22 protein-coding genes and 1 tRNA gene are annotated in these 21,345 nt (G+C 71.3%); 9 read left to right on the top strand and 14 right to left on the bottom strand.

Annotated elements, in window-relative coordinates; all coding sequences use genetic code 11:
* Complete coding sequence (locus TBR22_RS23815; RefSeq protein WP_239490334.1) at positions 1–1,389, top strand: pitrilysin family protein; 1,389 nt, start codon at positions 1–3, stop codon at positions 1,387–1,389.
* On the opposite strand, the gene TBR22_RS23810 is transcribed toward TBR22_RS23815, so the two are convergent.
* From TBR22_RS23810 to TBR22_RS23790, 5 genes are read right to left on the bottom strand one after another with little or no spacing between them, the layout of a single operon-like run.
* Entirely contained in the window at positions 1,292–2,170 is an 879-nt protein-coding gene (locus tag TBR22_RS23810) for an SDR family oxidoreductase (protein ID WP_239490333.1), read from the bottom strand. The genes TBR22_RS23815 and TBR22_RS23810 overlap by 98 nt on opposite strands.
* Positions 2,171–2,173: 3 nt before the next feature.
* Complete coding sequence (locus TBR22_RS23805) at positions 2,174–3,046, bottom strand: hypothetical protein (RefSeq protein ID WP_239490332.1); 873 nt, start codon at positions 3,044–3,046, stop codon at positions 2,174–2,176.
* A 46-nt stretch (positions 3,047–3,092) separates the two neighbouring features.
* The gene (locus TBR22_RS23800) at positions 3,093–3,917 is read right to left on the bottom strand and encodes a class I SAM-dependent methyltransferase (RefSeq protein ID WP_239490331.1); all 825 of its coding nucleotides are present in this window, start codon (positions 3,915–3,917) and stop codon (positions 3,093–3,095) included.
* A gap of 22 nt (positions 3,918–3,939) precedes the next feature.
* Entirely contained in the window at positions 3,940–4,830 is an 891-nt protein-coding gene (locus TBR22_RS23795; RefSeq protein WP_239490330.1) for a hypothetical protein, read from the bottom strand.
* Positions 4,831–4,860: 30 nt separating this feature from the next.
* Positions 4,861–6,294 (bottom strand): aldehyde dehydrogenase family protein, encoded by a 1,434-nt coding sequence (locus tag TBR22_RS23790; protein ID WP_239490329.1) that lies wholly within the window; start codon positions 6,292–6,294, stop codon positions 4,861–4,863.
* Positions 6,295–6,375: 81 nt separating this feature from the next.
* Between TBR22_RS23790 and erpA the strand changes: the two genes are divergently transcribed.
* The 5 genes from erpA to TBR22_RS23765 all read left to right on the top strand — a co-directional run bounded on the left by erpA (position 6,376) and on the right by TBR22_RS23765 (position 9,328).
* Positions 6,376–6,732, top strand: a complete 357-nt coding sequence (erpA, locus tag TBR22_RS23785; RefSeq protein WP_370651375.1) for an iron-sulfur cluster insertion protein ErpA — start codon at positions 6,376–6,378, stop codon at positions 6,730–6,732.
* Positions 6,733–6,829: 97 nt separating this feature from the next.
* Positions 6,830–7,783, top strand: coding sequence for a transcriptional repressor (locus TBR22_RS23780; RefSeq protein ID WP_239490327.1), 954 nt, complete (start codon positions 6,830–6,832; stop codon positions 7,781–7,783).
* Complete coding sequence (locus TBR22_RS23775; protein ID WP_239490326.1) at positions 7,780–8,469, top strand: hypothetical protein; 690 nt, start codon at positions 7,780–7,782, stop codon at positions 8,467–8,469. Before TBR22_RS23780 ends, TBR22_RS23775 begins: the two co-directional genes overlap by 4 nt.
* A 40-nt stretch (positions 8,470–8,509) precedes the next feature.
* Entirely contained in the window at positions 8,510–9,202 is a 693-nt protein-coding gene (locus TBR22_RS23770) for a haloacid dehalogenase-like hydrolase (RefSeq protein WP_239490325.1), read from the top strand.
* Positions 9,203–9,232: 30 nt separating this feature from the next.
* Positions 9,233–9,328 (top strand) — tRNA-Sec (locus TBR22_RS23765).
* 135 nt (positions 9,329–9,463) lie between these two features.
* On the opposite strand, the gene TBR22_RS23760 is transcribed toward TBR22_RS23765, so the two are convergent.
* Complete coding sequence (locus TBR22_RS23760) at positions 9,464–9,670, bottom strand: cold-shock protein (protein WP_110173977.1); 207 nt, start codon at positions 9,668–9,670, stop codon at positions 9,464–9,466.
* Positions 9,671–9,923: 253 nt separating this feature from the next.
* Here TBR22_RS23760 and TBR22_RS23755 point away from each other — a divergent pair, with 253 nt between their 5' ends.
* Positions 9,924–10,550: an NTP transferase domain-containing protein gene (locus TBR22_RS23755; RefSeq protein WP_239490324.1), complete on the top strand. Its 627-nt coding sequence runs from the start codon at positions 9,924–9,926 to the stop codon at positions 10,548–10,550.
* A gap of 136 nt (positions 10,551–10,686) precedes the next feature.
* Here TBR22_RS23755 and TBR22_RS23750 read toward each other — a convergent pair whose 3' ends face one another.
* A complete protein-coding gene (locus tag TBR22_RS23750) occupies positions 10,687–11,499 on the bottom strand; it encodes a Dam family site-specific DNA-(adenine-N6)-methyltransferase (RefSeq protein ID WP_239490323.1) in 813 nt (270 codons plus the stop codon).
* A 175-nt stretch (positions 11,500–11,674) separates the two neighbouring features.
* On the opposite strand from TBR22_RS23750, the gene TBR22_RS23745 reads away from it, so the two are divergent.
* Positions 11,675–12,871, top strand: a complete 1,197-nt coding sequence (locus TBR22_RS23745) for a 30S ribosomal protein S1 (protein ID WP_239493521.1) — start codon at positions 11,675–11,677, stop codon at positions 12,869–12,871.
* Here TBR22_RS23745 and TBR22_RS23740 read toward each other — a convergent pair.
* The 7 genes from TBR22_RS23740 to TBR22_RS23710 all read right to left on the bottom strand — a co-directional run bounded on the left by TBR22_RS23740 (position 12,868) and on the right by TBR22_RS23710 (position 19,990).
* On the bottom strand, positions 12,868–14,466 hold the full coding sequence (locus TBR22_RS23740; RefSeq protein WP_239490322.1) for a serine protease: 1,599 nt from the start codon (positions 14,464–14,466) through the stop codon (positions 12,868–12,870). The genes TBR22_RS23745 and TBR22_RS23740 overlap by 4 nt on opposite strands.
* A gap of 40 nt (positions 14,467–14,506) precedes the next feature.
* Complete coding sequence (locus TBR22_RS23735) at positions 14,507–15,406, bottom strand: hypothetical protein (RefSeq protein ID WP_239490321.1); 900 nt, start codon at positions 15,404–15,406, stop codon at positions 14,507–14,509.
* A 158-nt stretch (positions 15,407–15,564) separates the two neighbouring features.
* Positions 15,565–16,173 carry a hypothetical protein gene (locus TBR22_RS23730; protein WP_239490320.1) on the bottom strand — a complete coding sequence of 203 codons (609 nt, stop codon included), beginning with the start codon at positions 16,171–16,173 and terminating at the stop codon, positions 15,565–15,567.
* 158 nt (positions 16,174–16,331) lie between these two features.
* Positions 16,332–16,724 (bottom strand): response regulator transcription factor, encoded by a 393-nt coding sequence (locus TBR22_RS23725; RefSeq protein WP_239490319.1) that lies wholly within the window; start codon positions 16,722–16,724, stop codon positions 16,332–16,334.
* 108 nt (positions 16,725–16,832) lie between these two features.
* Positions 16,833–17,486, bottom strand: coding sequence for a response regulator transcription factor (locus TBR22_RS23720; protein WP_239490318.1), 654 nt, complete (start codon positions 17,484–17,486; stop codon positions 16,833–16,835).
* Complete coding sequence (locus TBR22_RS23715; RefSeq protein ID WP_239490317.1) at positions 17,473–18,945, bottom strand: sensor histidine kinase; 1,473 nt, start codon at positions 18,943–18,945, stop codon at positions 17,473–17,475. The genes TBR22_RS23720 and TBR22_RS23715 overlap by 14 nt, the downstream gene beginning before the upstream one ends.
* Positions 18,946–19,063: 118 nt before the next feature.
* Positions 19,064–19,990 (bottom strand): hypothetical protein, encoded by a 927-nt coding sequence (locus TBR22_RS23710; protein WP_239490316.1) that lies wholly within the window; start codon positions 19,988–19,990, stop codon positions 19,064–19,066.
* Positions 19,991–20,045: 55 nt separating this feature from the next.
* Between TBR22_RS23710 and TBR22_RS23705 the strand changes: the two genes are divergently transcribed.
* Positions 20,046–21,308 carry a DUF4010 domain-containing protein gene (locus TBR22_RS23705; protein ID WP_239490315.1) on the top strand — a complete coding sequence of 421 codons (1,263 nt, stop codon included), beginning with the start codon at positions 20,046–20,048 and terminating at the stop codon, positions 21,306–21,308.
* Positions 21,309–21,345 lie beyond the last annotated feature (37 nt).

Raw genomic sequence — 21,345 nt, 5'->3', positions numbered from 1 at the left:
ATGCGGATGCCGACGATCGTCCTCGCGCCCGCCGCGCTCCTGCTCGTGTCGAGCGTGGCCCTCGCCCAGCCCCAGTCACGGCAGGCGCCGCCCGCCGCCGGGGCGCCCCGGCCCTTCACCGTGCCTGCCGCCGAGACGTTCTCGTTGCCCAACGGCCTCGGCGTCACGCTGGTGCCCTATGGCACGGTGCCCAAGGCGACCATCCACCTGAGCGTCGACGTCGGCAACGCCGACGAGGGGCCGCAGCAGGTCTGGCTCGCCGACCTCACCGGGCAGCTGATGAAGGAAGGCACCACCACCCAGTCGGCCGCCGCGATCGCCGAGCGCCTTGCACGGATGGGTGGCGGACTGACGGTGGGCGTGGGACTCGATGCGACCACCGTGCGCACCGACGTGCTGTCCGAGTTCGTGGCCGACGCCCTGCCGGTGATCGCCGACGTGGTGCAGCACCCGGCGCTGCCGGCTGCGGAGCTGCCCCGCCTGAAGGCCGACCTGCGACGCAATCTCGCGCTGCAGAAGTCGCAGCCCCAGGCACAGGCCTTCGAGGCGTTCTCCCGCGTCATGTACGGCGATCATCCCTACGGGCGGATCTTCCCGACCGAGGCGATGCTCGAGGGCTACGGTCACGGCGACGTGACGGCCTTCCACGCCGCGCACTTCGGCGCCTCGCGGGCGCACCTGTACGTGGTCGGGCGCTTCGACGCGGCCGCCGTGCGCGCCGCCGTCCGGGCCAGCTTTGCCTCGTGGGCGGCCGGGACCGCGCCGCGCCGCACGGTCGCGACGCCCGTCGTCACGCGCTCGCTGACGGTGATCGACAGGCCGAAGGCGGCGCAGTCCACGCTGTACCTTGGCCTTCCCGTGGTCGACCCGTCACATCCCGACTACATGGCGCTGCGGGTGATGAACGCGCTGCTCGGCGGGTCCTTCGCCTCGCGCGTGACCACCAACATCCGCGAGCAGAAGGGCTACACGTACTCCCCGAACAGCTCGCTCACGCCTCGCCAGAAGGTCGCGCACTGGGCGCAGGTCGCCGACGTCACCACGGCGGTGACCGGCGCGTCGATGAAGGAGATCTTCTTCGAGATCGATCGCCTGCGTACCGAGGCGCCGCCGGTGGCCGAACTCGACGGCATCAAGGCCTATCTGTCCGGGGTGTTCGTGCTCCAGAACTCCTCGCGCAGCGGCATCATCAACCAGCTGCTGTTCCAGCGGCAGCACGGGCTGCCCGAGGACTACCTGCGCACCTACGTCCAGCAGCTGCAGGCGGTGACGCCCGACGACATCCGCCGCGTCACCGAGAAGTATCTCGATCCGGCGAAGATGACGATGGTGGTGGTCGGCGACCAGGCGGTGGTGAAGGAGCAACTGCAGCCGTACGAGGCGCACTGACGCTCGTGGGCGCGGTCTCCTTCCTCCCGTAACCGAGCTCGGCGCCGCCCGAGATCACGTGGTCCACGCCTGTCGTGTACGTGGCCTCGGCAGCCAGGAACACGCAGAGGCGGCCGACCTCGTCGATCGTGCCGAGCCTGCCGATCCACTGCGCCTGCGCGCCGTCGCGGCGCACGGCCTCCGGATCGGCGGCCCGCTCGGCAAAGGACTGCCAGAGGGGCGTGTCGATGTTGCCGGGCGACACGCAGTTGACCCGCACGCCGTGGCGCGCCTCGTCGATCGCCAGCGCCCTGGTCATCGCGGCGATGGCGCCCTTGGTCGTGACGTAGTCGACGGCGTGGGCCTGGCCGAGTGAGCCCACCAGGCTGCCCATGTTGATGATGCAGCCACGCGTCGCCCGCAGGTGGGGGAGCGCGGCGCGGCAAGCGACGAACTGGCTCACCAGGTTCAGGGCCAGCAGCTCGCGGAACGCGGCCGGTGTGATGTCGTCGATGGCCAGGTGCGGCGGGTGGGTCCCGGCGTTGTTCACCAGGCAGTCGAGCCGGCCCTCGCGAGCCACCACGTCCGCGATCAGCGCGCCGACCTCCTCGTCGCTGCGCACGTCGAGGCGTGCGAAGGTCGCGGCCCCTCCCAGCGAACGCGCCAGTGCCTCGCCCGTCGGGGCGTCGATGTCGGCGATGGTCACCCGGGATCCCGCCTCGACGAAGGCGCGCACCACGCCCTCGCCGATGCCCCTGGAGCCGCCCGTCACGATCACGACGCGGTCACCGTATCGCGCCATGGGTCAGCGAATGCCCGTGGGGCGGGTGCCTGGCGCGTACTGGCAATCCGGGCGGGTCGGATCGTTCGGGGCGTCGAGGGGATGCGGCCGGACGATCGGCGGACCGCCAGGCACGGCCACGGCCAGGCGCTTGTTCACGAAGAGGACCTCGATGGCCCACGACGGGAACGGCGCCAGGTCGTCGCGACAGCCGTAGTTGTTCACGTGGTGATGGGCGACGTGGAACACGTCCCTCAGCTTGGACACCACCAGCCACTTCGTCCAGAGGTCGGGGCCGTTCAGGTGCAGCTCGATCGTCAACTGGTCGATCTGCTCGAGCACCTCGCGCGGCGCCGCGAGCAGGCTGGCCCACTCGGCGCCCTCGACGTCCATCTTCATCACCAGGCGCTTGCCCGGGTCGCCGTTGCGGGTCACCTGCGCGGCGACCGCGTCGAAGGGACGGCCCGACGGGTCCACCGACGCCTCGCCGGCGACGCACTCCCCGTGGAAGCGGGTGTCGCCGCCCTCGCACGACGGCCGGCGCGGATCGAAGCAGTCGTACTGGTGCACGGGGATGCCGAACCGCTTGCTCATCTGGCAGCCCCAGCCGTCGTAGCCGGAGATGCCGTACGAGTAACCGGCTGCCGGGGCCAGCAGGTTGCCGCACATCAGGTACCCGCCGTCGTGGGCCTCGCCGAAGCGTTCCAGCGTGCAGTTGGCCAGCCGCACGGGCTGCACCGCGTCGTAAAGGCGCTGCCGGAGTTCGTCGAGCGGCGCTCCCCGGCGTGCGATCGGCGGACGGGGCGGGACAGGCCGCCTGGAGACCAGGGCCAGGCCGCCGCCGGCCACCAGGAGGGCGGCCAGGGCGCTCGCCAGGCGAAGTGTCGAGGTGGACATGCGCGGCTAGGGTAGCCCGGCGGCGCGTGCGAGTGAAACGCCCGCCTCAGCGCGTGAAGATCAACAGGTACTGGAACTGCAGGAACTGCTCCTGGCGCATCAGGCGAAATCCTGCTGCCTCCGCGGCGCGGATCACCTGTCCGGGCTGGATGCGCTCCTCGCGGGAGGGGCCCGGGCCACCGCCCTCGGTGCGGTACTCGATGATGCCCAGGCGGCCGCCGGGCTTGAGCGCCGCCCGCACGTTGGTGAGGAGTGAGCGCGTGTCCTCCACCTCGTGGAACGTGTCCACCATCAACGCGGCGTCCAGCCGCCCCACCGGCAGCGCCGGGTGGTCGGCCTCGCCGAGCACGGCCGACACGTTGTGGAGGCCCTCGCGGTCGACGCGCCGCTGGATGGCCTCGATCATCTGCGGCTGGATGTCCTCGGCGTACACCACGCCGTTGGGGCCGACCCGCTTGGCCAGGCGGACGGTGAACCAGCCTCCGCCCGCTCCCAGGTCGGCCACCACCGAGCCGTCGCCGATGCCGAGCGCGTCCATCACCTGGTCAGGCTTCTGCCATGCCTCGCGGTCGGGGCCCTCGAGCATGCCGAGGTCCTGCGGCTGGAACAGGCGGCCGTGACCGCGTTGCTGCGATGGCGTCGCCACCTGCCGGGTCCCCTCGGGTCTGGCCGGAGGCGGCAAGGCGGGCGGTGGGAGCGGCGGCGCCCCAGCACTGGCGGTCGGCGTCGACCCGCGCGGCGCGACCATCAGCCCTTGCGGCCGCACCGGCGTCTGTTCACGTGGTGCCTGCGCCGACGCCGCGGACGCCGCGCAGAGCAGCGCGGCCGACATGGCGCTCGACACCAGGCCCGACAGGCGCTCGATCCCCATCATTCCCATGTAGACGGCCGACCTAGCGCGGTGGTCCGGTCACGCGCATCTCGACGACCAGCGGCGCCTCGAGACGGGTGGTGACCGGCGTGCCCGCCGGCAGTCGGACTTCTTCGCCCTTGGTGGCGAGCACGACGCCCGTGCCGCCCGCGCCGCCGACGGCGGCACCGATCCCGGCGCCCTTGCGGCCGCCGATGATGCCGCCGATGACCGCGCCGGCGCCGGCGCCGATGCCGATGTTGCGGGCGTCCTTGGCCTTGGTGCCCCGCGCCTCCCGCCGAAGCGGCTCGGCGTCGAGGTCGTAGGAACGCTCGCCCACCGTGATGGTGCGGAAGCGCACCGTGAGGGACGCGCGGCCCTTCACCTTGGCGCTGCCCTGCACGTAGGTGACTTCGCCGCCGACCCGGGAGCCTTCAGGGATGACGGTGGCGCCTTCCAAACGCACGGGCGCCGTGACGCGGGCGCTGACGCGGTCTTCCACCGCGCTGCCGTCCGAGCTGACGTCGGTGAGCAATGCCAGTTGCAGGGGCGTGCCCGCGGGGATGGTGATCTCGCGCGGCGGCGCCGGACGGACCGGCGCCGCGGGAGCGGTGGGCGCCCGCGGGGCGGCAGGGGCGGCGGCAGGTGGCGCGGTTGCCCCGCTCGGTGGCGCGGTTGGCGCAGGGGCCTGCGCGGCGACCGGAGCGGCCTCGGGCGCTGCAGGCGTGGCCGGCGTGCCGGTGAGCGGCGCCTGCGGTGCGGGTGCCGCGGCGGGGGGAGCGGCCGGTGCGGCGCCCGGCGCGGGCGCCGCCGGGGCTGGGGCGGGCGCGGCCGGCGCCGGCGCGTTGCCCCCGTCCGATGCGGGGCGGTTGCAGGCCAGCATCGCCAACAGGCAGCTGGCCACGGCAATCAGGCGTCGGTCGAAGCGCGGCATGGGGCGGTCCTCCTCAAACGATCGCTGCGGCTACCGGCGTACGACCAGCAGGCGCAACTCGGTCATGTCCTCGATGGCGTATCGCGGGCCTTCACGACCCAGTCCCGAGTCCTTCACGCCGCCATACGGCATGTGGTCGATGCGCCAGGTCGGTACGTCGTTGACCAGCACGCCGCCGACCTCGAGCGTGTCGAACGCCTTCAGCGCGACGTCGAGCTTCGTCGTGAACACACCGGCCTGCAGCCCGAACGCCGAGTCGTTGACGGCTGCGAGTCCCTCGTCCACGCTCGCCACCCGCTCGACCACGACCACCGGGGCGAAGGCCTCATCGGCGCACACGCGGGCGGTGCGGGCCACGCCTGTGAGGACAGTCGGCGCGAAGATCCGGTCGGATCGGCGTGCCCCGCCGCAGAGCACGGTGGCGCCCGCGGCAACGGCTTCCTGCGTCCATTGCTCGATTCGTGCCACGTCGCCGGGGGTGATCAGCGGCCCGACGTGGGTGCGCTCGTCCATCGGGTCGCCGACGACCAGCGCCTCGACGCGCGGAAGGAAGGCCGCCATGAAGGCATCCCAGGCGGCGTCGTGGACGTAGACGCGCTGCACCGAGATGCAACTCTGCCCGGCGGCGCTGAACCCGCCCGTCGCAATCCGCTCGGCCGCGGCGGCCAGGTCGGCGCCCTCGTCGATCACCACGGCGGCGTTTCCGCCGAGTTCCAGCACCACCTTCTTCTTGCCGGCGCGGGCCTTCATCGCCCAGCCGACGTCTGCCGAGCCGGTGAAGGTGAGCAGGCGATACCGGTCGTCGGTGACCAGCAGGTCGCCGGTCTCCCGCGTCATCGGCAGCACGCTGAGTGCGCCGGGCGGCAGGCCGGCCTCGTGCATCAGGTCGGCCAGGGCGAGCGCCGACAGCGGCGTCCGGCTGGCGGGCTTGAGGACGATGGGATTGCCTGCCGCCAGGGCCGGCGCCAGCTTGTGCGCGACGAGGTTGAGCGGGAAGTTGAACGGCGAGATGCCGGCCACCGGCCCGATCGGCACGCGCTTGTACAGGGCCGTCCTCGCCTCACCGTGCGGCGCGAGGTCCATCGGGATGACCTCGCCGCTGCCGGCCAGGCGGCGTGCCTCCTCGGCCGCGACCTCGAAGGTCATCGCCGCGCGGTCGACCTCGGTGCGCGCATCGCGCAGCGGCTTGCCTGCTTCCGAGACGATCTGGGTGGCCAGGGCCTCCTTCTGCTCACGCAGCGCGTGGCTCACCTGTCGCAGGATGCGGGCCCGTTCGTGCACCGGCAGGGCGGCGATTCGCGGCGCCGCCTCGACGCAGGCGCGCGTCGCCTCCTCGTACTCGTCGGGACCGGCGGCCGAGACGTGAGCCACGAGGGAGCCGTCATACGGAGAGCGGACCTCGACGGTGCCGGCGGTCTCGCGGGCCTGGCCGGCCAGGAACAGCGGGCGGAGAGGGGCGGTCATGACGGTTGGACGCGGCGGTGGCCGCGCGTGGCCCGGCCGTCCGGGCGGTTGCCCGCGGCTCGAACCGGTCGCTATACTGCCATGAGGTACCCAGGAGTCTTCACACCCATGATCAACGTCACCCCCGTCGCGGCCGAAAAGATCAGCGAACTGCTCGCCGAGGAAGGCAAGCCGCAGGCCGGCCTGCGTGTCTTCGTGCAGGGCGGCGGCTGTTCGGGCTTCCAGTACGGCCTCATGATCGAGGACACCGCCCCGACGGCCGACGTCGACAAGGTCGTCGAGTCCAACGGCGTGCGCCTGTTCGTCGATCCCATCAGCGTGCGCTACCTCAAGGGCGCCGAGGTGGATTTCGTCGACAACCTGTCGGGCGGCGGGTTCACCATCAAGAATCCCAACGCCAAGTCGACCTGCGGATGCGGGTCGTCGTTCTCGGTCTAGCGCCGCGCCCGCGCCGCGGTCCCGTCCCGTCGGGACCGCCGCGCTCGCCGGTCCGCCGCCGAGCCCTGCTCCCTCCGGACTCGCGGGGCAGCTCACCATGCCAGAGAAGTCACCGGCAGCCTTCATCGACAGCCTGCGCCCGGCGGGCAGCAAGCGGTCGAGCAAGCGCGACCGTATCGTCGACGTGTTCCTCCGCCAGGAGGGGCACCTCACGGCCGATGACCTCGTCGACCTGATCCGCAAGGAAGACACCCGGATCAGCCGCGCCACCGTCTACCGCACGCTGGCGTGGATGGAGGCGGCAGGGATCGCGCGCAAGGTCGACTTCGGCGAGGGACGTTTCCGGTACGAGCACAGCTACCGGCATCCGCGCCACTTCCACCTGATCTGCAAGTCCTGCAACCAGTCGACCGAGTTCCTGAGCTCGGACATCGAGCAGCTGCTCGAGGAAGTGGCCGAGGCCCGTTCCTTCACCGTCTCCCACGCCGTGGTGCAGTTGTACGGCACGTGCGAGGCCTGCAAGACCGGGCGCCCCGCGGCCCGGCAGGCCTCCACCGAGGCGCTGTTCGCGCGCGATGCCCTGCGCATCGCCATCGCCACCGAGCGCTCGGGCCGCGAGTTCTACACCCGCGCGGCCGCGATCACCCGCGACGCGCGGGCCCGCGCCATCTTCGAACGGCTGTCGACCGACGAGGACGACCACCTCGAGCGGCTCGAGCGTCGGTACACCCAGTTGCTGGAGGCCGAGCCTGACCTCGAGCAGCAGCCGCCGTTCCTGTTCTTCAAGGGCGCGGCCAACGGGCTGTTCTCGGCCGGCGTCGACGCGCTGCGGAGCGTGACCAGCGACAAGGACGCCCTGATGCTCGGCATCAAGTGCGAGCGCGGGTCGCACCGGTTCTTCAAGCGCTACGGCGAGAAGTTCGAGGACTCCGAAGGCAAGCGCATCTTCCTCGAGTTCGCCGACGAGGAACGCGAGCACCTCGAGCTGCTGATCCGCGAGTACCGCAACCTGACGCGCCGCGACCGGGGCCGTCCCGAGGCCACGACGTGAGCGAAGTCCCGGTGGTGCAGTGCACCGGCGTCATCAAGGACTACCGCGGCCTCCGTCCCCTTCGCCTCCTCGATCTCGTCCTGCACGCAGGCGACCGTGTCGTCGTCAGTGGCCTCGACGTCGTCGCTGCGGAAGTGGTCACCAACCTCGTGAACGGATTCGCCCTCCCGGATCAGGGCGAGGTGCGGGTCTTCGGGCGTCCGACGACGGCGATCACCGATGCCGACACGTGGCTCGCCTCGCTCGATCCGTTCGGGGTGGTGACGGCGCGCGCCCTTCTGCTCGACGCGTTCACGGTGCGAGACAACGTGGCGTTGTCGCTGACGGCGCTCGTCGATCCGGTGGACGACGAGCTGGTGCCCAAGGTGGACGCGATCGCGCGGGAGGCCGGGATCGACGAGGCGTGGATCGCGCGGCCGCTGCACGAGGCGCCGGTGCCGGTGCGGATGCGCGTGCACCTGGCGCGCGCCATCGCGCTCGATCCGTCGCTGCTGCTCATGGAGCACCCGACGGCCGCCCTCGAGGCGCCCGACCGTGCCGCCTTTGCCGATGACGTGGCGCGGGTGGCGTCGGCGCGGGCCCTCACCGTGCTCGCGGTGAGCCAGGACCGGGAGTTCGCGCGGCGTGTCGCGACGCGTCACCTGCAGCTGCACCCCGGGACCGGCGCGCTCACGCCGATCGGGTGAGGCGCGCCCGTGCCTGTACACTGACGGACGAGCTCACCTGATGCCCACGCTACTCCTGTTCGACATCGACGGCACGCTCATCACGACCGGTGGGTCGGGGTATCGATCCATGAAGCGCGCCGTGGAAGTGACCATGGGCGTCGACCACGCGCTGGAGGGCATTCCGGTGGCGGGGCGGACCGACAGCATCATCCTGCGCGACGCGGTCCGTGCCATCGACGGCTCGGAGATCACGCCCGACCTGCAGGCGCGCATCCGTGACAACTACTGCGTCATCCTGCGCGAGGAACTCGAGCGGGTGGGCGGTGGCCCCGGCGTGCTGCCCGGCGTGCGCCAGCTCATCGCGACGCTGGAAGGCGATCCGTCCTGGCATATCGCGTTGCTGACCGGCAATTTCTCCGTGTCGGCAGAGATAAAGCTCGGCTATTTCGACCTCTGGAAGCACTTCCCATGGGGCGCGTGGGGCGAGGACGCGGTGCATCGCAACGACCTGCTGCCGGTCGCGCTGCAGAGGTACCAGGCACGCACGGGTGAGACGATCGACCCGCGCGACGTCGTGATCATCGGCGACACGCCGAACGACGTCGAGGTGGCGAGGGTGGGAGGCGCGCGCTCGGTGTGCGTCGCCACGGGGCAGTTCGATCGCGAGGCGCTCACGGCTGCCGGGGCCGACGTCGTGTTCCACGATCTCAGCGACGTGGAAGAGGTGGTGCGGGTGTTCAGGGGCGCGTAACCAGGGACAAGGGGCACACAGAGTTCACCTGGAAGCCAACGGGGCCCGGTGGCCCTCCCGGTCTTCAAAACCGGTGGTGTCCCGCCATGCGGGATGGCTGGGTTCGACTCCCAGGGGCTTCCGCCATTCGACTCGAGGGCGCGCCAGCTCCGCTGACGCGCGCTCTCGCTCATGGCGGCGCGCCGACCAAAAGAAGAGGGCCGGCCATCCCCGTGTGGGGGAAGGCCGGCCCTCTCAGTTCAGGCGAGACGTCTCGGCGCGTCAGGCGTCGAGCAGGCGTACGTCGCCAGCGCGGGGCCCCTTGCCGGAGTCCTCGGCGTTGAACTCGACGCGCTGACCCTCGCGCAGCAGTTCGAACACGGCGCCGCGAACGGCGCTGCGATGGAAGAAGTGTTCAACGCCCGTTTCATCGCGAATGAAGCCGAAGCCTTTGTCGATGAGCAGGCGAGCAATGGTTCCCGACGGCATACCGTGACCTCCGATGTCCCGCCCGTCACGTCGTGTGCAGGGCGGCCCCGCAAGGGCGATGGGCGCCGCATGCGAGGATTGGCTTGCCGGGAGACTGGCGCGTCCCGTACGCACCATGGCCGATTTCCCCCGGCGTGTCTGAGGCAGCAGATGCAGGCAGCGGTGGCACTTCCCTGTCGGGCCCCATGGCGACCCGCCCGCACGAGGGTCTTCACCCTCTGACAGCCTTGACGATATGAGTAGGACGCAAAAGGTGCAAGCGCAGTTCCCGGCTATGCCAGGAATCGTTCTGGCGGGAGGCCGTTCCTTACGGATGGGTCAGCCCAAGGCACTGCTGCCGTGGACGCGGTCAGGGGTGACGCTCGGGGCACACGTGATCGAGACGTTACGCGACGCCGGGCTCGCGCCGCTGGCGATCGTGACGGGCGCCCACCACGACCGAATCGCCCCGGTCTTCGCTGGCACTGACGTCCTCGTTCTGTACAACGCGCGCCATGAGGAGGGCCAGCTTGCGTCACTGCAGGCAGGCTTGCGGTGGGCGTTCTCCGAGCACGCCGTCGACTGGGCGACGGTGACGCTGGTCGATGTGCCGGCGGTGCGCCCCGACACGGTGCGCCTGTTGGCCGGACGTGCCGCGTCGAGCGATTCGCTGGTGATCCGGCCGGAAATCCACGGAAAGCACGGCCATCCCGTGATCTGGCGGCGCGCCGCCGCGGCGATGCTCGACACGGCCGACCCGACTGTCGGAGGTCGCGCCCTCGTGCGGGCACTGGCTGCGAAGGGGCACGTGCTCGACGTGCCTGTCGACGACCCCGGTGTGCTGACCGACGTCGACACGCCCGAAGAGTACGAAGCACTACGAGGAAAGCAGAGGTTGTGATCTCTTGGTAGAAGGTATACGTGAGCGCGAGTAAAAGTATCTGTTGCGCGCCAGAAGTCGCGCCAGGGCGCGATGTCGATCTGCCGGCAGGCGCCTCGCCATCGACGCATCGGGCCTGACCGGTCCGACCCGTCGGTCAGACGTTACGTGTCGCCAGCACCTCGCGAGCCGGGGCGCGATTGCCGTTGCAGCTGATCCGTCGAGGGGCGTCGACGATCCGCAAGGCGAATCCGAGGCGCCCGTACAACTCGAGGATGCGCGGGGTCGCCTGGTTGGCCAGGATGACCGGCCCACGGTGCGCGGCGAGAAACTCGGCCGTTCGAACCTGATCGTCCCAGGTGAAGCCGCGCGATGCGTACTGCCGGAACTCCACGTCGTAGGGTGGGTCGGCGTACACGAAGTCGTCAGGCCGCAGCGGGATCTCGTCGAACTCCTGCGTGGTGAAGGTCCACGGGCCGAGGACCTCACGGTAGGCGTCGAGGTCGGTCAGGTACGGAATCGACCGGTAGCGACCGAACGGCACGTTGTACCGGTTGCGCCGGTTGAACCGACACAGCCCGTTGTAGCCGGTCCGGTTCAGGAAGTAGAACAGCGAGGCCGCCTCGTGCGACTCGCTCCCGCCGTCGGCCAGCAGCGCGTTGAACCGCGCGCGGTGCGCGTAGTAGAGCTCCCGGTCGTTGTCGAGGCGCACGGTGATGCGCAGGCCTCGCTGCACCCACTTGTAGAAGTTGATCAAGTGCGGGTTGAGGTCGTTCAGCAGGGCCTGCCCCGGGCGCAGTCCCAGGGGTACGGCCAGCCCACCGCAGAAGGGCTCCACCAGGCGACGATGGCGATGCGGCGCCCACAACGGTTGCAGGAGCGGCAACTGCCAGCGCTTGCCACCGGCCCACTTCAGGGGCGGCGGGAGCGTCGCCACGGTGGTCGGCGGCTCGGCGATGGGGACGGGCACTGCGCCATCCTACAGGGTTCCCACGTGTGCACGACTCCTTCCGGCGCGGGCGGAACGCTCCCCGACCGTCGCCCAAGGGCGACGGCTGCCTGGCAAGGGCCGCCCCGACCCTGACCGCGGCGCCAGCCCCCGGCCCCCGGCCCCCGCACCGTTCTGCGCTAGTCTGGTGCTTCGTATGACCGAGCCTGAAGACTTCCATCCGGAAGACGATTTCGCCGCATTGTTCGAGGCGTCGCAGCGCGCCAGCCGCTTCACCAAGGGCCAGGCGATCGAGGGAACCGTCGTCGGCATCGGCGATGAAGTGGCCCTGATCGACGTCGGCGGCAAGAGCGAAGCCGTCGTGCCGACGGCTGAACTGAAGGACGACCAGGGCACGCTGGAGGTCGCCGTCGGCGACCGCATCCAGGCCGTCGTGATCGATACCGCGGGCGGGATCACGCTCTCCCGCAAGCTGGCGCGCAAGGCGGCCACCGACAAGGAGCTGGCCGAGGCCTGGCACGCGCGCCTGCCCGTCGAGGGCACCGTGCAGGGCGTCATCAAGGGCGGCTACGAGGTCAAGGTCGCCCGCAGTCGCGCGTTCTGCCCGTTCTCGCAGATCGACGTGATCCGCACCGAGAACCCCGAGGTCCACGTCGGGCGCGCCTACGTCTTCCGCATCACCGAGTTCCGCGACGAAGGTCGCAGCATCGTCGTGTCTCGTCGGGCGATCCTCGAGGAGGAACAGGCGGCGCGCGCCGAGGAGGTGCGCAAGACGATCGTGCCCGGCGCCGTGCTCGGCGGACGCGTCGCGTCGGTGCGCGATTTCGGGGCCTTCGTGGATCTCGGCGGCGGGGTGCAGGGCCTGCTGCACGTGTCGGAGATGGGGTGGTCGCGCATCGCCGACGCGTCGCAGGCCGGCCTGAAGGCCGGCGACGACATCACGGTGAAGGTGCTCCGCGTCGACGAGACCTCCGGCAAGATCTCGCTCGGACTCAAGCAGTTGCTGGAGGACCCCTGGGTGAAGGCCGGCGAGTCGTTCGCGGTCGGCCAGGTGGTGCCCGGACGCATCACGCGCCTGGCCGAGTTCGGCGCCTTCGTCGAGATTGCCCCTGGCATCGAGGCGCTCGCGCACGCGTCGACGTTTCCGCCGGGCCAGCGCGGCGCCTGGAGACGCACGGTGCAGGCCGGACAGGCCGGCCATTTCCAGGTGCTCACCGTCGAGCCCGACAAGAAGCGCATCGGCGTGACGCTCGTCGCCGAAGGCACGACGACCGCCAGCCTGGCGGCCGATGCCGCCGATGATGCGGCGGCGCTCGCTCGGGCCACGGCCGCCCCGTCGGGCGGGCTGGGCTCGCTCGCCGACAAGCTGCGCGACGCGTTGAAGGGCCGCTAACGGGCCGACGCGCGGAACGGCGCCATGTCGTTCCAGATCTGGGTGAGGCGTGGCGCGTCGAGCGTCACGACCTCACGCTTGTCGGGCGCCTTCTCCGACCACACCTCGATCGTCACGCTCCCGCAGTGCGGGCCGATCGCATCGGGCGTGAAGACGTACATCCCCTCGCGGATCGCCTCGGTCTCCGACGTCCGGCGCTCGACGACGAACGGGTGCACCGGCACCAGTTCCTTCGCGCCGCACAGCACGCGCATCCGCGCGAAGCCAGGGGCGAAGTGCGTGAGGGGAGGCAACGCGATGCCCTGCGTCATCGCCGCGCCCCTGGCCACCTTGAGCCACAGGCTCTCGACCTGCCGCGGCGTGGCCCGCACGAGGAGCACCGAAGGGTAGTTGGCCACGTAGGCCGACCACTGCCCGAAGTCGAAGGAGCCCTGCGCGCCGGCGTGCGCCGCAAGCGGCGTCACCACCGACACGTCGAAGCCGGCCGTCGACACCTGGTACGGCGCCAGGCCGCCGCGCTTCTTCTCGATGGCCTGCTTGAGGTCGGCCTCGGTGACGTAGGCGTCCGGCTCGACGGGCAGGAGCGTCGGCGCAGTCTCCACGGTGGCCGTCCTCGCCGACGCCACCGCCTCGCACACCGCTGCCCTCGACACGATCGGGGTCTCGATGTGCGCGTCGTCGCCGCCACCCTCGGCCAGCGAGGTGAGGCCGATGAGCACGCCGCCGGCGGAGAACACCGGCCCGCCGACGCTGCCCAGCGAGTAGTCGAACTCGGCCAGCAGCGGCCCCGTCTTCACGCGTCGCACGGTGCCCGTCGCCGTGTTGGGCTGGCCGCGCAGCGGCAGGCTCAGCGCCGACACGCGATCGCCGCGTTCGAGTGTCGCCGGCGGTCCGTCGCAGCCCAGGGCGAGCTCGGGCCGATCCTTCAGCACGCCCGGGGCGACCGCGAGGATCGCGACCTCGCGCCCCGGATCGGTGGCGACGACGCGCGCCGACACCTTCTCCGAGGCCGACACCTGCACCTGGGCGGTCGTGTCGGTGCCGACCACACGCTGCGCCGTGGCGACCAGGCCCGGGCCGACGATGACGGCCGAGGCATGGCGGGTCGGCGTCCAGACGCGCACGACGGTGTCCTGCCATCGCAGCAGCAGGTCCCAGGCGTCGAGCACCCGATTGGCGCCTGCTTCGGTGGTGTCGGGGGCACGTTCCCCGACCTCGGCGTTGGCGCTCGTCAGGACGAGCACCGTGTCCTGACCCGCGGTGATCGTCACCTCCTGCCGCCACTCGTAGGTGCGGCCGGAGAATGCGATGGGCTCTTCGGATTCAACCGTGTAGGTGCCGGCGGGGAGCGTGACCTTGCCGGTCCCGTCGGCGCCCGTCAGGAAGCGCCATGGTGCGCGGCTCGGCGGGGTGTCGCTCACCAGCAGGGCGTGCCGGCGGACGGGCGTGGTGGCGCCCTCGCTGCCGATCGTCACCGTGACGCGCAGGACACCGCTCGCCGTCGCTGCCGTTTGCGTGCGTCCGTGCGCAGGCGTCGCGGCGCCCGCGACCACCAGGCCCACCAGCAAGCCGCCGACGCGCCGCAGCCACCCCATGAGGCGAGTCTACCCTCGGGCGCCGCACGCCGCCGACAGGCTACGGGCGGCCTGCCGGGGGCGCGGCTGACGCCTTTGGCGGGCGGGCGGCGCGCCGCACGACGGACTCCAGGTCGAACAGGGCGCGCGGGCCCAGCGCCGTGAACCTGGCCACGAGCGCGTCGCGGCGCTTCAGCAGCGCGTCGATCTCCCAGCCCGTGAGGTACGCCCCGAGTGCCTCCTGCAGCGATGCCCTGGTGAGGGTCTGCAGCCGCTCGAAGACCTTGCGGTCGCAGTGCAGCAGGGCGCGCGGGTTCCTGAGGGTCGCGTTGGTCCGGAACGACCGTGAGTGATCGATGAGCCAGAGGCGCCATCGCGTGTCGATCAGCATGTTGCCCTGGTTGCGGTCGACGTTCGCGATCAGCTCGTCGAAGACCAGCATCATCCACTGCTGGGCATTCCACGCGACGATGTTCGGTGGCGGGCGGTGGTCCTTCCGCCGCTGCATCTCGTCCATCAGCACGTCGTCGACCCACCAGGTGTATGCCGCCGCGTCGCCGCGGAATCTTCGCTCGACCGACGGCGGCACCATCGGCAAGGCGATCATCGCGCCGAGTCTGGCGGCGGCGACGTTGTAGCCCCAGTAGTCGCGGAACTGCAGCTCGAACCCGTGTGCGAGTCGCACGTTGGAGCGCGACTCGTTCACCGCCTGGATGCTCACGTCGTGGGTGCGCGTACCGTCGCTCATCGTGGCCTGCTGCGTGCCGGTGATGCCCTTGCGGACGCCGCGGACCTTGACCATGTCGGCCTCGCGGAGGAACTGCTCCTGCTCCTGGCGCGTCGGCGGCGCCGGGGCGGCCGCACCGGCGGTCGCCGGCTCGCGCACCGGCGGCGGTGGGGCCTCGGCCCACGGCGCAGGCGCAGCGGCCGCCAGGGCCATCACGAGAATCAAACGATGCATGCGTGTCCCCCGTGGCGTCGGAACACCCGCTCGAGTCCGGCGATGCCGGCGTGGTCGCGCGTCCCGACGTCGTCCGGCAACGTATCACTCGACCGCGTCCACATGGACCGCGCCCGCCGCGCCTCCGTCGACGCGTGCAGGAGCTCCTCGCCGGGTTCCTACTTCTTCGGCGACACCTTCACCTCGTTGAGGCGGACCGGCTCGCTGGACCAGTTCTCGAGCTCGATCTTCTGGTTCTTCTTGTCGAAGGTGATCCTGGTGGCCACCGACGCCTTGCCGGTGCCCTCGCCGCGCGCATTCACGCGCAGCTCCATCAGGGTGAACGGGTAGTCGACCGTGCGCGGCTGGTTGCGGGCCTCGCGGAACCCGATGTAGCGGTCGGTGATCACGATGATGCGGCGGCCGCCGTCTTCCAGTGGCGTCTGGAAGGCGTAGCGGATGTCGTGGCCGAGTCGCAGCTGCGAGGGGTCGGGGCCCATCAGCGACGGCAGGCGGAACCGGCCCTTGACGGGCAGCTTCTGCAGTTCGCGAAGCGCGGCGTCGGGGCCCTTCTGGATCATCGTGTCGATCAGGCGCGCTCGTTCGGCGGCCGTCGACCAGTTGGTGATCTGCATGTCGACCATCGCGGATGCGCCTGTGGCGGTGGTGCCCAGGCTGATCGCGAACGCCGAGATCTGGAGCTGCTCGGCGTTCTGCGCGAGGACGGTCGGAGCGAAGTTGGCCAGCGCGGCCAGCGCGGCCAGGGCGAGCGAGCAAGCAGTACGCATGGTGTCGTCCTTTGGCGACTCGGGCCTCAGCGGCCCCAGTGGAAGGTCCCGGCGAAGACGGGACCGTAGTGGGTGACCTCGTAGGTGGTCGGCACCGCGATCCCGCCGGCGGTGGCCAGGCCGCGCCCGTTCTCGACACAGGCAGGCGCGTTGACCCGTCAGCTCCAGCTGACGCGACGAGTGCCGGCCATGACGTCGCGCATGGCGTCGATCAGGGCGCCGACACCGGCGCTCTTGACGACATACGCGTCGGCGCCACGGCGCAACGCCTCGGCCACGGTGTCGCGGTCCTCGTCGATCGTGAAGAAGACCAGCCGCACGCCCGGCAGCCGCGCCTTCACCTGCGAGGCGGCGTCGAGGCCGTTGAGCCCCGGCATCGCGATGTCGGCGACGATCAGGTCCGGGTGGTGCTCGAGCGCCGCGCGCAGCAGGCCGTGGCCGTCGTGCGCCGTGGCGACCACGTCGTAGGCCGGCGCCAGCAGCGCGCGGAGCGACTCGACGAGCTGCGGATGGTCGTCGGCCACGACGACGCGGAACGGTGGCGCGGGCATGGTGGGCAGCGTAGGGCGGCGGCATCCGCGCCTGAACTGTAAGAACTGACAGGGCGACGTGCGCCCGGGACGTCTCGCGTCGGGCCGCGGTGGCGGTCGGCGGGTGGTTCAGGCCCGGGAGCCCGGGGTCACGAGGCCGAGGGCGACCGCGTGCTGGATGAGGGCGGCGGTCGTCTTGACGCCAAGCTGCTCCATCATCGAGTACTTGTGGAACGCGATGGTGCGTGGCGTCAGGTCGAGCACCGCTGCGGCCTCCTTCATCGACCGCCCCTCGGCCAGCAGTTGCAGGACCTCGCGCTGGCGCACGGTGAGCGTCGACCGCACGGCCTTCTGGGCCCGCTCGATGAACACGCCGGCCGGCTCCTCGGTGATGGCCGGCGTGATGTAGGGCCGTCCGTCGAGCACCTGCCCGATGGCCTCGAAGAGCTCCGAGACCGGCGCCGACTTCACCACGTACGCGTCGGCGCCGCGCCTGATCGCCTCGGCGGCGACGTCCTGGTCGAGGGTCATCGTCAGGAAGAGCAGGCGCACCCGCGGGAGCTTCTGGCGGAGGCGGGTCGCGGCATCCAGCCCGTTGAGGCCCGGCATGGCGATGTCGGACACGATGATGTCCGGCTGCATCTCCTCGGCCGCCTTCAGGAGCGCGTGCCCGTCTGTGACGCTGCCCACCACCTCGTAATGCTGCGACAATAGCACGCGCAACGATTCGGCCAGGATCGGATGGTCGTCGGCCAGGAGGATCCGGAACCTACGTGGACGCATGCGTGGCCACCTCCGGGCTGCCGTCCGCGTCGTCGTGGCGCAGGGCGAGTGGCACCCGCGCCTCCACGCGGGTCCCCTCGCCGGGCGCCGAGTGGATGGCGAGCGTGCCGCCGAGCGACCGGACCCGCTCGCGCATGCTCACCAGTCCGAGGCCGCCGGCGCGCTGGGCCTGCCCGACGTCGAACCCGTGCCCGTCGTCGCGCACGACCAGGCACAACTGGCCGGCCTGCTGCGAGAGCACGACGTCGACGCTGGTGGCGCCGCTGTGGCGCGTCGCATTGCGGGTGGTCTCCTGCAGGATGCGATACAGGCACAGCGCCGTGTCGGGCGCGACCTCGGCCGGCACGCCGGTCGTGCTGACCTCGATCAGGCGTCCCCCCTCGGCGCCGATGTCGCGGCACCAGGCGCGAGCGGCCGTCGCCAGGCCGAGCTGATCGAGCTTGGCCGGGTGCAGGCGGTGCGACAGCGTGTGGACCTCGGTGGCGATGCCCCGGATGTCGGTGGCCAGGCGCGCCACCTGCTCGTCGCGTGTCGCCTCGTCGGAGCTGCGGCGGAGCAGCTCGAGCTGCAGCGACATCACGCCGAGGCGCTGCGACAGGTCGTCGTGCAGCTCGCGCGCGATGCGGCTGCGCTCCTCTTCCTGCGCGTGGATCAAGCGTCCGCTGAGGCGCTGCGCCTCGGAGGCGACGTCGCGCATGCGCGCTTCGCTCTGGCGCAAGGACGCCTCGCTGTCCTGTAGCGCGCGCGTCAACCGCGACGCCCGCAGCACGTCGTCGCTCAACTCGAATCCCATCGCCATCAGGACCGGGAGGAAGAAGGGCGCCGACATCAACGGGTTGCGCATCACGCCACCGAAGTTGAGGGCGGCCTCGCCCGCGGCAAACACCACGAAGGTCGTCAGCGTGCCGCCGATGAGGAGCGCCCGCCGGCGCAGGCGGGCATCGCCGGACCGCCACAGCGGCCGGGCCGCGTCGAGCACGAAGAGCGTGAGCATCGCGAACCCGGCCTGGCCGACCCAGTGCCAGGGGCTGGTCGGCCCCGTGACCAGCGCCGCGTCGGCGCCCAGGAAGCGCACCCGCTCGATGGCATCGATGCGCTCGTAGTCGCCGTAGGGGCTCGAGCCGAGCACCACCAGCGTCGCGAGGTTGCTCACCCACGCCACGTGCGCGAGCCAGGGACGGGCGGTGCGGAAGAGATCGCTGACGAACAGGATGATGCCGACCACCATCACGAAGATCGGGACGTGCACCAGCCGCAGCGCCATGCCGAATCGGTCGGCCGTGGCGGCGTGCATCATGCGGAGCTCGGACAGCGCGAAGCCCGCGACGCCGACCGCGACGATGGCGAAGCCGAGGTGACTGAGGCGGTCCCGCTCGCCGAACCAGATGCGCAGGTGCACCAGCGCCAGCGTGAGGCACGCCGAAGCCGTCGCCCACAGCAGCACATCGACTGGACTCATCAGTTCGGCGGCAGTGTAGCACCGGGGGAGGAACATAACGGTTGACGGGTGACGTTTGACGTTCAACGCCGAACGCCGAACGCCGAACGCCGAAGGGCCGATCGCGATCGGCGACGTGTCACTCTCGCGTGCGGTCGTACAGGGCGGCCGGTCCGAGCGCCTCGACGTGCGCGATCAGCGCATCGCGCCGGGCCATCAGGGCGTCCCGCTCCATCCCGGTCAGCACGTCGCCCAGCTCCGCGTCCACCGCCTCGCGGGTCAGCGCCTTCATGGCCGCGAGCAGCGCCCTGTCGCACCGACGGATCGTGGCGGGGGTGCGCAGGCCGGTGTTCAGCCTGAACGCCCGCGAGTGATCGATGAGCCACAGCTTCCAGTGCCGGTCGATCAGCAGGTTCCCCTGGTTGCGGTCCGTGTTGGCGATCAGCTCGTCGAACACCCGCTGGACGTGGATCTGGGCGTTCCAGTCCGCCCCGTCTGGCGGCGCCACCTGCCGGGCCTGCCGCGTCCGCTCGTCCATCAGCACCTCGTCGACCCACCAGGTGAACGCCGCTGGCTCGCCCCGGAAGCGGCGGGCGACCGAGACCGGCACGTTGTCGAGCGCCAGCCGCACGGCCAGCCGGTACGCCGCGACGTTGTAGCCCCAGTAGTCACGGAAGTTCAGCTCGATGCGCGAGGCCGACTGGAACCGTGGCAGCGCCTGGTCGATCAGCTGGATGCTGGCGTCGTGGGTCACCGTGTCGTCCTGCAGCGTGGCACGCCGGGTGCCGGTCACGCCGACCTTGACGCCGCGGACCTCGGCGATCCGCGCCGTGCGCAGGAAGGCTTCGCGTGACGCGGGATCGGTGGGCGTGGCGGCGTCGCGCGGCCCCGCGCCCGTGGCGACCACCGTGGCGCTGGCTCCGGGGCCCGGGGCCGGCGCGAGGGCGGTGGCGCCACGCCCGTCCGGCGGCACCGGCTGGGCGGCCGCGGCGACGGTGACGATGAGGGCGAGGCCGGTCAGGAGCAGGTCGCGGCCGAGCGGGCGTCCGGTGGCGAGGGGAGTCATGTCCCTGTACGCGGCAGATGACCGGGAAGCAGCTCACCGTGGATCAGTCGACCCGATGAGGGACAATCGCCGGGTGCTGTCGCCCGACATGGTCCGTGTCCTGATTGCCGCACTCGGTGGCGCGGCGATTGGTGTCGAGCGGCAGTGGTCGGGGCATGCCGAGGGGCCGCAGGCGCATTTCGGCGGCATCCGGACCTTCACGCTGCTCGGCCTGGTGGCCGGCCTGGCCGGCTGGTTGTGGTCGGGCGGCGCCACCTGGCCTGCCGCGCTGCTCCTGGCCGGCGCGGTGGCGCTCATCGTCGCCGGATACGTGCGGGCGAGTGCTGCCGATGTCGACGGCACGACGGAGGTCGCGGCGCTCGTCGCGATCACGGCCGGGGTGCTCGCGGGGCTCGGGCAGGTGCAGGTGGCCAGCGCGATCGTCGCGATCGCCTGCCTGCTGCTGGTCGAGAAGCGACGGCTCCACGGGTGGGTGCGGCGCATCGCCGACATGGACCTGCGGGCGGCGGCGCGGTTCGCGGTGATGGCCCTCGTGGTGCTGCCGCTGCTGCCGGAGGGGCCGTTCGGGCCGTTCGGCGGCGTGCGCCCGCGCGAGGTGTGGGCCCTCGTCCTGTTCTTCTCGGGACTGAGCTTCCTCGGCCACCTCCTGCGAAAGGCGGTCGGGACGGGGCAGGGCTACCTGATTGGCGGGGTCGCCGGCGGCCTGCTGTCGTCGACCAACGTGACCTGGACGTACGCCCGGCTCAGTACGTCCACGCCGGGCCTGGCCAGGCCGCTGGCCTTCGGCGCGATCGCTGCCAACGCCGTGCTCTATCCGCGCGTGCTCGCCGCAACGGCGGTGCTGAATGCGGCGCTCGTCCCGGTGCTCGTGCCCTACCTGGCGCCGGCCGCCGTCGTGGCCCTCCTAGCGAGCGCCGTCGGTGCGTGGCAGGCGCGCCGGCACGCGGGCGACCCCGCGCCTGCCGGCGACGACAACCCGCTGCAGCTCTGGGCGGCGCTGCAGATGGCGGTGCTGTTCCAGGTGGTGCTGATGCTCGTGCACGTGGCCCGCGTCTCGCAGGGGGCGACCGGCGTGTACACCAGCGCAGCCGTGCTCGGATTGACCGACGTCGACGCGCTGACGCTCTCGATGGCCCGCGACGTCGCCCGCGCGCTGTCGCTCGAGACCGCGGCGCGGGCGATTGCCATCGGCGTGCTCGCCAACACCCTGCTGAAGGCGGCGCTCGCCGTCGTCTTCGGACGCGCCTCGTTCCGCCTGCTCGTCGGCGGCGTCCTGATGGCGATGGCCGTCGCCACCGCTGCGGCGATCGCCTGGTGAGCGGCGCGCGACCAGCGGTGTACGCTACTCGCCTCAC

Source organism: Luteitalea sp. TBR-22 (assembly GCF_016865485.1).
Lineage (GTDB): Bacteria > Acidobacteriota > Vicinamibacteria > Vicinamibacterales > Vicinamibacteraceae > Luteitalea.
The sequence above is the reverse complement of the archived record's forward strand: the minus strand, read 5'-3'. Positions and strand labels throughout refer to the sequence as shown.